At 34.3% G+C, this 12,533-nt stretch carries 12 protein-coding genes; 1 reads left to right on the top strand and 11 read right to left on the bottom strand.

What is annotated here, in order from left to right:
• Nucleotides 1–7: 7 nt before the first annotated feature.
• The 8 genes from AAYQ19_RS11750 to flxA all read right to left on the bottom strand — a co-directional run bounded on the left by AAYQ19_RS11750 (nt 8) and on the right by flxA (nt 7,495).
• Complete coding sequence (locus tag AAYQ19_RS11750; protein ID WP_343536475.1) at nt 8–910, bottom strand: NADPH-dependent FMN reductase family protein; 903 nt, start codon at nt 908–910, stop codon at nt 8–10.
• Between the two features lie 205 nt (nt 911–1,115).
• Nucleotides 1,116–1,994 carry a lysophospholipid acyltransferase family protein gene (locus tag AAYQ19_RS11745; RefSeq protein WP_343536474.1) on the bottom strand — a complete coding sequence of 293 codons (879 nt, stop codon included), beginning with the start codon at nt 1,992–1,994 and terminating at the stop codon, nt 1,116–1,118.
• Nucleotides 1,994–2,248 carry an acyl carrier protein gene (locus AAYQ19_RS11740; protein WP_132988170.1) on the bottom strand — a complete coding sequence of 85 codons (255 nt, stop codon included), beginning with the start codon at nt 2,246–2,248 and terminating at the stop codon, nt 1,994–1,996. The genes AAYQ19_RS11745 and AAYQ19_RS11740 overlap by 1 nt, the downstream gene beginning before the upstream one ends.
• The gene (locus AAYQ19_RS11735; RefSeq protein WP_343536472.1) at nt 2,241–3,476 is read right to left on the bottom strand and encodes a beta-ketoacyl-[acyl-carrier-protein] synthase family protein; all 1,236 of its coding nucleotides are present in this window, start codon (nt 3,474–3,476) and stop codon (nt 2,241–2,243) included. Before AAYQ19_RS11735 ends, AAYQ19_RS11740 begins: the two co-directional genes overlap by 8 nt.
• 96 nt (nt 3,477–3,572) lie before the next feature.
• Nucleotides 3,573–3,911, bottom strand: a complete 339-nt coding sequence (locus tag AAYQ19_RS11730) for a hypothetical protein (RefSeq protein WP_343536470.1) — start codon at nt 3,909–3,911, stop codon at nt 3,573–3,575.
• Between the two features lie 32 nt (nt 3,912–3,943).
• Entirely contained in the window at nt 3,944–4,675 is a 732-nt protein-coding gene (flxB, locus tag AAYQ19_RS11725; protein ID WP_343536469.1) for a flexirubin biosynthesis SDR family reductase FlxB, read from the bottom strand.
• A gap of 34 nt (nt 4,676–4,709) precedes the next feature.
• A complete protein-coding gene (locus AAYQ19_RS11720; RefSeq protein WP_343536468.1) occupies nt 4,710–5,936 on the bottom strand; it encodes a WG repeat-containing protein in 1,227 nt (408 codons plus the stop codon).
• Between the two features lie 38 nt (nt 5,937–5,974).
• Complete coding sequence (flxA, locus tag AAYQ19_RS11715; RefSeq protein WP_343536466.1) at nt 5,975–7,495, bottom strand: flexirubin biosynthesis tyrosine ammonia-lyase FlxA; 1,521 nt, start codon at nt 7,493–7,495, stop codon at nt 5,975–5,977.
• 101 nt (nt 7,496–7,596) lie between these two features.
• Here flxA and AAYQ19_RS11710 point away from each other — a divergent pair, with 101 nt between their 5' ends.
• Entirely contained in the window at nt 7,597–8,847 is a 1,251-nt protein-coding gene (locus AAYQ19_RS11710) for an NAD(P)/FAD-dependent oxidoreductase (protein ID WP_343536465.1), read from the top strand.
• 64 nt (nt 8,848–8,911) lie between these two features.
• On the opposite strand, the gene AAYQ19_RS11705 is transcribed toward AAYQ19_RS11710, so the two are convergent.
• The 3 genes from AAYQ19_RS11705 to AAYQ19_RS11695 form a co-directional block, all read right to left on the bottom strand.
• The gene (locus AAYQ19_RS11705; protein WP_343536464.1) at nt 8,912–9,376 is read right to left on the bottom strand and encodes a hypothetical protein; all 465 of its coding nucleotides are present in this window, start codon (nt 9,374–9,376) and stop codon (nt 8,912–8,914) included.
• Nucleotides 9,377–9,519: 143 nt separating this feature from the next.
• Nucleotides 9,520–11,205, bottom strand: a complete 1,686-nt coding sequence (locus AAYQ19_RS11700; protein ID WP_343536463.1) for a sodium/sugar symporter — start codon at nt 11,203–11,205, stop codon at nt 9,520–9,522.
• A 276-nt stretch (nt 11,206–11,481) separates the two neighbouring features.
• A complete protein-coding gene (locus AAYQ19_RS11695) occupies nt 11,482–12,531 on the bottom strand; it encodes a UDP-glucose--hexose-1-phosphate uridylyltransferase (RefSeq protein WP_343536461.1) in 1,050 nt (349 codons plus the stop codon).
• Nucleotides 12,532–12,533 lie beyond the last annotated feature (2 nt).

Genomic DNA, 12,533 nt, shown 5'->3' with positions numbered 1-12,533 from the left:
TCCTCTTCTAAACTCCTTGATAATATTGAGTTTCCTTTTTTATAGTTTTAATCTTAAACGGATAGCTAATAACATGCAATATATATACTATTGGCGAGATTACCCATATTGCAAGGAATAAATAAACATAAAATAATTTCAGAAGCAGTTTTCTGTTTTTTTGGTTTTTATGAATGAAATTAGACCACTTATTAAAGATTTTGTTAGCCGTTTTGTCTACAGTCACTAAATACGGACTGATTTTTACGGCTCCAATTTCGGCTAATTTTGGTTGTAAATCTTCTAATTTGTTTTGTTTGAATTCGGAAAGCATGATTTCCCCAAATTTATCCGATTCCTGAATGTCTTTTTCGGAAACTCCCGGCAACGGAAAAAAGCCCAAATATCTTTTCTTTACTCCCGAAAACATCCAGTTAACAATCGTAATCACGCTGATTAAATTTCCAACGCGATCGACTAAAGCTACGTTTCCAACCAATTTTGCGTTGGCTTCTTTCAATAAAACTTTTACTTTTTCTTGCGCCATTATCCACATATTTCGCGAACCATTTATGGTAATAACGGGTGTGTTGTTGAGAATGATTTTGGCTTCCGGACTCTTTAAAAAAGAATTCATCGGGATGGATGGCGTTAAATACCAAACTTGATAATGCAATAAAACAAGATCATATTTTGTATTTAAAATTTCATCAGAAACGGGTTTCAAGGCCGTTGGAATTTGTAGAAAAGATTCAGGAAAAGCGTCGAAAAAAGTGGTTTTATTCCAAGGAAAAGGAAAAGGTTTTTCTAACTGAATTTCATGAAAAGTCACTTTTATATCCTCTGAACTTAAAAACGGCTTTGCAATGTTTTTTGCAATCGATTCTAATTGTCCAGATTGAGAATAAAAGATAACGAGGACATTTTTCATTTGGGTTTACTTTCTTTGGTTGCGAACAAAAATAAGTAAATTTTATTTAAAAGAATTTTCTTGTTTAAGGAATGATAAATTGGCCGCAGATTTTACGGATCCAACGGATTTACACCGCATTTTTTTATACCCCAGGTTATTTTTAAGATTTAAATATTATAAAAAAACCGCGAAAACCAGTTTAATCCGCAAAACCCGTGGGCAATTATTTAAGCTGATTCCAAAAATCAAAATAATTGAACCACTGCAAAGGATATTTTTGCAAAATGCTTTCGACGCTTTTTACGTATTCTTTCAGTAATCCTTTTTCGTCGCGGTGTTTAACGGTTGCTTCGCGTGCGTATAAATGATAATGAAGATTTGGTTCTTTCATTACATAAACAAAGACTACAGGAACTTTTAATCTTGAAGCGATCAAAAATGGACCTGCAGGGAAGTTGGCTTCTTTGCCGAGAATTTCTTCGGAAAGTGATTTTGTTCCTTCAAAATAACGATCGCCGGTAAAGCAAACCAATTCATTATTGGCTAAAGCCGAATTGATTTCGAAAATATGTGACAAATCATCTTTTATGATAATGAATTTTACAGCCGATTTTTGCGTAACGCTTTCGAGATAATTTTTGATTGCAGAATGTTCTAAATCGGTTGTAACAAGATTGATTTGGAAGTCAAGATCGATGTCGCCAAAAAAGTGCTCTGCGATTTCAAAATTTCCAACGTGCGCGCTAATTAAAACGCCACCTTTTTTTTCTGCCAAAAGTTTTTTCAGAATTTCGATTCCGTCAAACTCGTACGTGAATTTATTTCGCAGTCCTGCTGAAATGGAGATTTTGTCAATAATAGTTTGTCCAAAAGTGTAATAACTTTTGAATACCATTTTTTTGGATTGGAAATTGGAATAGTTAAGTCTTTCTCTGAAATAATAAAAAATCGCCCGATTGCTTTTCTTTAGAAATAGAAAATAATAAGAAGCAACAAAATAAAGCAAGGCATAAGCCGATTTGACACCCGCTTTTTGTATTAAAAAAACGAATATTCTATAGCCTAAAACTGTACCTTTTGATTTGCCATCCCATTGACTCATTAAGCGGTTTTAGCTTTTAGTTTGGTTTCGATCAAATCATAGAAGTTTTGAAAAGTTGCAATTCCAACGAAATCTGCCTCTACTAGTTTTACACCAAAGTTAGATTCTATTGAAACTACTAAATCAACATAATCTAAGCTATCTAACCCAAGTGTATCTTTTAAATTAGCATCTGGTTCAATTTCATCATTATCTACTTCAAATTCATCAACCAAAAAACCATTAATTTTCGTTATAATCTCTTCTTTATTCATTGTCCAATTTAAACTTTTTAACCACCAACGCAGAGTTGGTTCCTCCGAACCCGAAAGAATTGGACAAAAATATGTCAAATTTTTTGTTTAACGTAGTTTTAACTAAATTTAATTTCATCGCATCTTCATCTGGATTCTCTAAATTTATGTTTGGCGCAATGAAATCGTTCTGCATCATGATGATAGAATAAATGATTTCACTTGCTCCTGCCATCCAGCATTCATGGCCCGTCATTGACTTTGTAGAACTTACGGGAGGATTTTTTTCGCCAAAAACTTCAAAGATTGCTTTTGCTTCGTTTGCATCACCAACCGGAGTTGAGGTTGCGTGTGCATTTATATATTCAATATCTGATGCCTTTAATTTTGCTTCTTCAAGTGCGCGTAGCATTGCTGTTGCTGGTCCTTCGACGTTTGGAGTCGAAATATGTCCGCCGTTTGATGAAAATCCGTAACCTGAAACTTCGGCAATAATGTTCGCGCCTCTTGCAATGGCAGATTCGTAGCTTTCCAAAATTAAAGTCGCACCACCACCACTCGGAATTAATCCATCGCGTCCTGCATCAAAAGGTCTTGAGGCTCTTTCAGGATCACTTTCTCTATTTGAAAAAACGCCTAGACCGTCAAAACTGCTCATCGCATACTTGTTGATTTCTTGTGAACCGCCAGTAATTATGATATCTTGAAAGCCGCTTTTGATTAAAAAATAAGCCAATCCAATAGAATGCGAACCGCTCGCGCAGGCCGCACTAACCGTCAAATTGATGCCACGAAGCTTAAAAATCGTTGAAAGATTCATCGTTACCGTAGAATTCATCGATTTGAAAATCGCTCCAGAACCAATTAAAGCAGTGTCTTTTTTCTCACGAACAATATCTGTCGCGTCAATGATTGCTTTAGAAACACTGTCGTTTCCGTACATAATTCCAACTTCGCGATTTTCGAAAAAAGCGTCGTCGATATTAGCATTTTTTAAAGCTTCTATAGTAGCCATATAAGCGTACTCGGTTTCTTCACCGATGCTCATACGTTGTCTGCGTGTCAATAAATTTTTTAAATCAGCTTTTGGAACCATTCCGGTCAAAGCCGATTGGAAACCGAATTCTTTTCGTTCAGAATCAAACTTAATACCCGATTTTCCGTTGTATAATGATTCCTTTACTTCATCTAAAGAAGTTCCGATACAAGAATAAATTCCCATTCCAGTAATTACAACTCTCTTATTCATGGTCTTTCAAAGTAATTTTTTATCCTTAAAGTGTAATTTTTTTAATGCTAATTTTGGTGAAGAAATAATAAATCTGCCGCTTTTCCAAGCATATTTTCATTTAGGAGGAGTAATATCCTCTTTTATTTCATCAGCCAAAGGTAGCAATTCATTCATTTTTGGCATTGCCCAATAAAAGTCCCAACTTTTATTTTTCTTCAAGCAAGCTAAAATAAATTCACCATTGCCAACATCTTTTATATATAATTCGTCACATTCATCAGTTAAATGATCGAATTTATAATTTTCATCTTCTGTTGTCTTTCTCCATGGATTTTCGAGAGAAATTTCCTCGCCTCCAATCATTGTTGTTTCGGCTTTAGTTAATCTTGCAAAAATGAATAGCAAAAGTAAGATTGAAAAAAAAATGATTATTACATATTTAACTTTCTTCATCTTTTTAAAGGTTGTTTTGGGAATTAAAAAGACTAAGAATATATTCCGCCATTAATGTTAATAATTTCGCCAGTAATATAACTTGATTTTCTAGAAATCAAAAAGCTTACCAAATCGGCAACTTCCTCAGCTTCGCCAAAACGATTTACAGGAATCAGTTTTAATAATTCTTTTTCATCCAGTTCGCTCGTCATGTCGGTTCTAATAAAACCTGGCGCAACGGCATTTACTGTAATGTTACGTTTTGCTACTTCTTGAGCCAAAGCTTTTGTTGCCGCAACAATAGCGCCTTTTGCTGCAGAATAATTGGTTTGTCCGGCTGTTCCTTTAACTCCAGAAACCGAAACCATATTTACGATTCGGCCATATTTATTGCGCAGCATTTTTTGGATAAAAAATTGCGTTACATTAAAAAATCCGTTTAAACTGGTGTTCACAACGCCATTCCAATCTTGCGGCGTCATCCACATAAAAAGGCCATCTTTTGTAATTCCGGCATTGTTTACAATAGCTTCAACTAGTGTTTCAGGATTTGCTTCCTGCCATTTGGTTAAAACTTCTTGTACTTGTTCAAAATTAGAAACGTCAAAACCTAAGATTTCTCCAGTTGCACCTAATTTTTGTATTTCCTGAAGTGTTTCTTCGGCAGCGGTTTGGTTTGAATGATAATTGATCAGAATATGATAATCAGATTCCACGGCTAATTTTTTGCAAATTGCACTTCCAATTCCTCTAGAACCGCCTGTTACTAATACACATTTCATTACGTAAGATTTTATTTTTATTTGGGGCTAAATATTATTTTTTCTTTGCAACTGGCTTTTTTGCCGATTTTGCAGCAGGCTTCGCTTCTTGTTTTGCTTCCTGTTTTGGTTTTTCAGCAGGAGCTTCGGCTACTTGCTTTTTTTCTGATTTCGAAAATAGTTCGGCATTTTCATACCATTGGTTGCTTAAAACAGTTCCGTCTGGTTTTAAGAAACCCCATTTTCCTTCGTTTTTTACTCTCGCAACTCCGTCAATAAATCCTTTGTCTTGTTGCGTAAACATGGCGATAATGGCGTTTGTTGTGATTCCGTATTGGGTCGGGATTACCAATTTTCCAGATTCGTTTATAAATCCCCAATTACTTTCTTTTACCGGAGCCAGTCCGTTTGTACTGAAAACTTCGGCATCATTATATGTTGGTTCAATAACAAATTTTCCTTCCGGATTAATGAATCCCCATTTTTTCCCAACCAAAACTGGAGCTAAATTTTTAGAAAAAGCTTTTCCTTTATCATATATAGGAAGAATTGCCCAATTCCCTTTTAAGTCAATATAACCAATTTTTCCGTTCTTTTTGGCAAATGTCAAATCCTGGGTTTCGAAATCCCAGATTTTTTCAGCACCATCAACAGGAATAAATTTTCCTGCGCTTACTAAACCAAAAGTTTTGTCTTTTCTGGCCCAAGTTGTGTTTTTGAAATAATTTCCAATTTCAGCATAAACCGGTTCAACTAATTCTTTTCCTTCGGTATTAATAATTCCCCAGTTTTTGTTTAGTTCCACTCTCGCAAAACCATTTTCAAAAGATTTGATTTGATCGTATTTTGGCTCTAAAACAATAGCCATTTTATTGTTGATCAAACCCACTTTATTGTTTTGTCTGATAAAAGCAACGCCATCGTTGAATTCAAATAATTTTTCCGAAGCCGGAGCTTTCTGGATTTCTCCTTTTGTATTGATGTAAACCCAATCCTTATCTTTTTGTACAATTGCTATTCCGCTGTTAAAATCTTTGGCATCTTTAAAATCGGCTGGAATTACCCAAGTGCCTTTTGCATCAATAAAACCCCATTTTCCGTCCTTTTCTACTGCGGCTAATCCTTCAGAAAAACTTCGGGCAGATTTGAATTGAGGTTCGATTTTAAAAGATCCGTCTTTAGATAGGAATCCGATTTTTGAATTTTTTTTAACTAATGCCAGTTCTTGACTATTAACAAATTGAATGAAAACTAGCAACAAAAAAATAAGAGGTTTTTTCATGATTTTAAGATTCAATAATTAATATGCGAAAAAAAGATTTAGCTGTTGATCAGATAATCTTTTACTTTTTGAACAAAAGGATACATTACTTGATCTTCCTTAAATTCTGGTATAATATGACGAACATCATCGTACCATTTTTTAGTAACCGATGAAATTTTATCTTTTTGACCTAAATAATCAATTGCCTGAACGATGGTAATCATTTCAATAGCTAAAACTTCAAAAGCATTTTCGATTACTTTTGAGGTAATTACTGCTGCGTTTGTTCCCATGCTCACAATGTCTTGATTGTCATTGTTGTTTGGAATACTGTGAACATACATTGGGTTTGAAAGCATTTGGCTTTCGGCAGTTGTTGAGGTTGCTGTAAATTGAACACCTTGCATCCCGAAATTAAATCCTAATGTTCCTAAATTCACAAATGGAGGAAGAATTTCGTTGATTTTTGAATTTAATAAATAATTCAATTGACGTTCTGCCAACATCGTTAATTTGGTAATAACGATTTTCAGTTTGTCCATTTCAAGAGAAATATAATCTCCGTGGAAATTTCCGCCGTGATAAACATGTTGGTTTTTTACGTCTATAATTGGGTTATCGTTTGCCGAATTAAATTCGTCTTCCAGAATAGAAGCAACATTATTGATTGTTTCTAAAACCGGACCCAAAATTTGAGGCACACATCTTAATGAATAATATTCTTGTACTTTTTCTTTGAAAATTTCTTCCGTATTTTCTCCTGAATATAAATGGTCTTCACGTTTGCGGATCAAAGTACTGTCAGAAAGATTTTGTCTCATTCTTTCCGCAATCTCTTGTTGTCCTTTATGGCGTTTAGTTTGGTTTAATTCTGCAGAAAAATGATCGTCGTACGCCTGAACTAATTCGTTTATCGCACAAGAAGATTTTAATGACCAGTTTAATAATTTTTTAGCATGATGAACATTTACAACGCCAATTCCTGTCATTACTGAAGTTCCGTTGATTAAAGCCAAACCTTCTCTGATTTCGACTTTAATTGGTTTCAAACCTTCAATATCAAAAACATCGCGGGTTGGTCTTCTTCCGCCTTTATAAAAAACTTCGCCTTCGCCAATTAAAACTAAAGCCAAATGTGATAGCTGTACCAAGTCGCCGCTCGCGCCAACACCACCGTGTTCAAAAATTAGAGGTGTAATATCTCTGTTGATTAATTCGGCCATTAAATGAATTACCGATGGATGAACTCCAGAATTTCCTAAAGAAAGTGTGTTCAAACGTGCCAAGATTGCTGCTTTTGCACAAACCGGACTTAATGGTTTTCCTGTTCCAGAAGAGTGGCTTCGGATTAAATTGTATTGCAACTGAATTTGGTCTGACTCCTTAATTCTGTATTGAGCCATTGGTCCAAAACCAGTATTTACGCCATATATAATTTTGTTTCCTGAAAATTCTTTCAAGAAATTAAAGCTTTCATTTACTCGATTTAAAACTACATCACTGATTGCAACTTTGTTATTTCCAAAAATGATTGACTCGAATTCTGCTAAACTTAAATATTCATTAATTGTGTTCATTAAACCGTATTTGATTGTGCTAATTTAATTTTATTTATCAAAATAAATGTAGTTATTTTGATGATGGCAAATGTAAGTTAATAATTCATAACATTTTTATTATGACAAAGGAGTTTGTTGATGTTTTAGTGATTGGTGCAGGACCTTCAGGATGCGTTTCAGCATCGTATCTTCATAAAAATAATGTCAAGGTCAAAGTTGTTGAAAAAGCAAAGTTCCCAAGACTTGTTGTAGGCGAGAGCCTTATTCCGCGAGTGATGGATCATTTTGCAGAAGCAGAGCTTTTTGATGCACTGAATGCAATGAACTTTGAAAAAAAATTAGGAGCTCGTTTTATTAGAGGTGCAGAAATTTGCAATTTTGATTTTAGTATAAAATTTGGAGAAGGCTGGGATTGGACTTGGCAAGTGCCTCGAGCTGATTTTGACAACACAATGGCGCAGGAAGTCGTTCGAAAAGGAATTGATTTGGAATTTGAAACCGAAGTTCTTGAAGTTTCTTTTGAAGGAAAAAATTCAAAAACAATCGTAAAAGATAAAGACGGAAATTTAAAAGAAATCCACGCTAAATTTATTGTAGATTCTAGCGGATACGGACGTGTGTTGCCTAGACTTTTAGATTTGGACACGCCTTCAAAACTAGATCCGCATTCTTCGATTTTTACGCATGTTAAAGATATAAATAGAGAAGAAGGCGAGGAGGGAACGCAAATTTCATTTGATATTTTAGAAACCGAAGTTTGGCTTTGGGTAATTCCGTTTTCTAATGGAAATACAAGTTTAGGTGTTGTCGGGCCAACAGATTTTATCAATTCACTTTCAGAAAATAAAGATAATGCTGAGGCTTTGCGAAATGCGATTCAGAAATCAGATTATTATATCAAAAGATTTAAAGGAACCGAATTTTTGTTTGAGCCAGTTAAATTAGAAAATTATTCAAGAGCCGTAAAAAGAATGTATGGCGATGGTTTTGCGTTGACTGGAAATAGTTCAGAATTTTTGGATCCAGTATTTTCATCAGGAGTGGCTTTTGCAACTGAATCTGGAATGTTGGCGGCGAAATTATATTTGAAAGAGGCACAAGGAATTCCTGTTGATTGGGAAGTAGAATTTACCCAATACATGAAACGTGGAATTGCTGTCTTCACGACTTATGTTCAAGAATGGTATACCGGAAATCTGCAAACGTTGTTTTTCCATCAGCCTGAAAATCCAGATGTGAAAGAGAAAATTTGTTCTGTTCTGGCGGGTTATGTTTGGAATGAAGAAAATCCGTTTGTCAAGAAACACGATCACGTAATTGCAAATATGGCTTATTTACTAAATATGCAAAAACAACAAAGCTCTGAATAATTCAGAGCTTTTTTTATGTCTTTTAATACAGTTTTCAATGTTGTGATTTTGCTTTTTACGTAATTCAAAAACAAATCTTCAATAGAAATATTATGAGATTAAGCAGTACTATTTTAAACAGTAATAAGCCGAAAAGCATATAATCTGCGACATAATATCTTTCATTAAGTAATGATTTAAAAACGCTAACTTTTACTATTGGTACTAATTGATTAGTCAAACTTATTTTTCTAGCGGTAATTATTTTTTCTTGCATTTGAACCGCCATAAAAGTTATGCATAAGTTTAAAATATTTAGAGATGAATTTATCTTTTTGATTTTTAATGAAACTACCGATAGATTTTTTTTAGAGAAAATAAACATAATTGTCAGTTCCATTAATCGCACTAAATCTACTAACAGAACTAACAAAGGAATTCCAAGTATTAATCTTACCAGATAGGGCTTTTCCCAATAATCAACCATAATCATTTCCTGAAGCAAATAGGCTAAAAAAAAGAGTGGTATTAATTTAAAAAACTTAATCATATTTTGATAAACTTAATTTGAAACACGATCATTTATGCTGTAAAATTTTAATTTATACATTCAAAAAAAAAATATAAAAAAAGGCTGTCTAATCATCAGACAGCCTTTTTAATCTTCAAAAAATAATATAGTAAAAAATTATACTACCAGAATTTAACGTATAAAGCCACAATAATCAATAATGTAATTACGATTAAAACAGTTGTTTGTGGTTTTACTTTGAACATTTCAGAATCAATTTCGAATGCTTTAGGGTTTACTTTTGGCCCAGCAAAACTGATTCCAATCATCGCTAACATTGTAAAGAAGAATGATAATCCCATACAAATGTGGAATGGAATTTCGAAACCACCTTTTCCGTTAGCATATGCTGTATACAATAATGTGTCGTTTCCGAATAACATTGGTGCATATTCGTTGAATAATACAGACAATAAGAATCCTAAAATTACCCCAACAATTGCAGCAGTTCCAGTTGTTCTTTTCCAGAACATACCAAGGAAGAACATTGCGAATACTCCAGGGCTAATGAATCCTGTGTACTTTTGGATGTATGTAAATCCTCCAACTCCTCCAATTCCAAGAAGGTCATTCCATGTAAATAAAACAGCTAATAACATTGCAGCAAAAACGGCAATTCTACCAATGTTTACTTGTTGTTTTTCACCAGCTTCTTTTTGAATGTATTTTTTATGAACGTCTAAAGTATAGATCGTTGAAATACTGTTTACTTTACCTGCCAAAGATGCTACGATTGCAGCAGTCAAGGCCGCTACAGAAAGTCCTTTAAGACCAGTTGGCAAGAATGTCAAGATTGCAGAGTAAGCGCCATCTTTTCCTCCAACTAATTGAGGCAAGTGTCCGTTTTGGTATAAAACATAAGCAGCAATACCAGGCAACATTACGATAAGTGGCATTAATAATTTAAGCATACCAGCAAACAAAATACCTGTACGAGCTGTTTGCAAATCAGCACCTAATGCTCTTTGTGTGATGTATTGGTTACATCCCCAATAGTTTAAGTTGATGATCCAAATACCAGCAGCATAAGATAACAATCCTGGGAAAGTCAAATATTTATCAATTTCAAGTTGAGATGAAGTTGCAGTTGGTCTAGGAATGATCATTTTGAAGTGCTCAGGAGCTTCTTTCATCAAAACTTTGAAACCTGCAATAGCATTTTCACCAACACCAAAATATTGACCAACAGTTGTTAAAGCAATGTATGAAGTTACTAAGCCTCCAATGATTAAAACAGCAACCTGAATAACGTCTGTATAAGCTACAACTTTCATTCCTCCAAGAGAAATAAATAAAGCAAATACAGCCAATCCAATCATGATTACGTGCAAATATTCACCTCCAGCAAGACCGTTAATAGCAACAGCTCCTAAATAAAGGATAGAAGTCAAGTTTACAAAAACATATAAAAACAACCAGAAAACGGCCATAATCAAAGCAGTAGATTCGTTGTAACGTGTTTTTAAGAATTGAGGCATCGTGTAGATCTTATTTTTAAGATATACAGGAATAAACCAAACTGCTACGATAATCAAAGCAATAGCAGCAAGCCATTCGTAGGCAGCAACAGCGATTCCTAAAAAGAAACCTTCACCGCTCATCCCGATGAATTGTTCTGCTGAAATATTTGAGGCAATTAATGAAGCTCCAATAGCCCACCAAGTTAAGTTTCCTTCAGCCAAAAAGTAAGCTTTAGCATCTTGTTCGTCTTGTTTACGCTTGCGGTAAACTGTGTAACCGTAGACCGAAACTACGATGAAATAAATAATAAAAACCGCATAATCGGCAAAAGCGAGGTTCTGGTTCATTGTTAATAGTATTTTAAAAAATTAGTATAGGTGATTGTTTGTAAAGTGGTTTTATGAATTCATTTTTAATTATAATTTCCGAAACCTTTTATTTTGTTGTTTTATCTTGTTAAAACTAAGATATCCATTTTTATTCTGTTATTTTTTTATGAAAATAAGAACGAAAGCCAAAAGTATAATAAAATTCCATATCTACACCATTTACAAATGTATTTTTTACATTTATAATCGATTTATTATGTTAAATTTTAAAACCAACTTGATTTTGTCTCAATTTTAAAGACTTTTATAATGCACATCTGATTGCTGTCTTAAAATCTCGGCACTTTTCTCAGGAGTGATATCTCTTTGTGATTCTCCCATCATTTCATAACCAACCATGAATTTTTTAACCGTCGCTGATCGCAACAATGGCGGATAAAAATGCATGTGGAAATGCCACTCAGGATGTTTTAAACCATCTGTAGGAGTTTGGTGAATTCCTGACGAATATGGGAAAGAAGTACTGAATAAATTGTCGTATTTTGTTGTAAGCTGTTTTAAGATTTTGGCGAAAGCCGTAGTTTCTTCAGCAGTAAAATCAGTGATTTTTCCGAAAGCTCTTTTGCTTAAAATCATAGTTTCGTAAGGCCAGATTGCCCAAAACGGAACCAATGCCACAAAATGATCGTTCTCGATTACAATACGATCGCCTGATTTTAATTCGGCTTCCAAATAATCTTGAAGAAGCGTTCTTTGGTTTTTATCGTAATAGGCCTTTAAGCTGTTTTGCGTTTTTTCAACTTGCGTTGGCAATGATGACTGTGCCCAAATTTGTCCATGCGGATGCGGGTTAGAGCAACCCATCACGCTTCCTTTATTTTCAAAAATTTGAACGTGATTGATATATTTAATGCTTCCTAAATCAGTATATTCTTTTTGCCAAGTTCTAATGATGTTTTCGATTCCGTCAATTTCCATTTCTGGCAAAGTCAAATCGTGTCTTGGTGAAAAACAAACTACTCTTGAAATTCCTTGTTCTGGTTTTGCTTTGAAGAAAGTGTGTTTGATATCTTCTTCAAAAATAATTTCGTCTTGCTTCATCGCTGCAAAATCATTTTCAAAAACAAAACTGCTTTCATATTTCGGATTGCTCATTCCGTTTGCACGAACATTTCCTGGGCATAAATAACAAGTTGGATCGTATTTTGGCAATGCTTCAGTAGCGATAGTTTCATTTTGTCCTTGCCAAGGACGTTTTGCGCGATGAGGTGAAACTAAAACCCACTCATTGATTAAAGGGTTAAAACGTCTGTGTGGGTCTTCGTTAATGTCAAAATTTTTCATGT

It is taken from the genome of Flavobacterium mesophilum (genome assembly GCF_039581405.1).
In the GTDB taxonomy this organism is placed as follows: Bacteria; Bacteroidota; Bacteroidia; order Flavobacteriales; family Flavobacteriaceae; genus Flavobacterium.
Note: the sequence above shows the minus strand (reverse complement) of the source record. Positions and strands in the feature narration are given on the sequence as shown.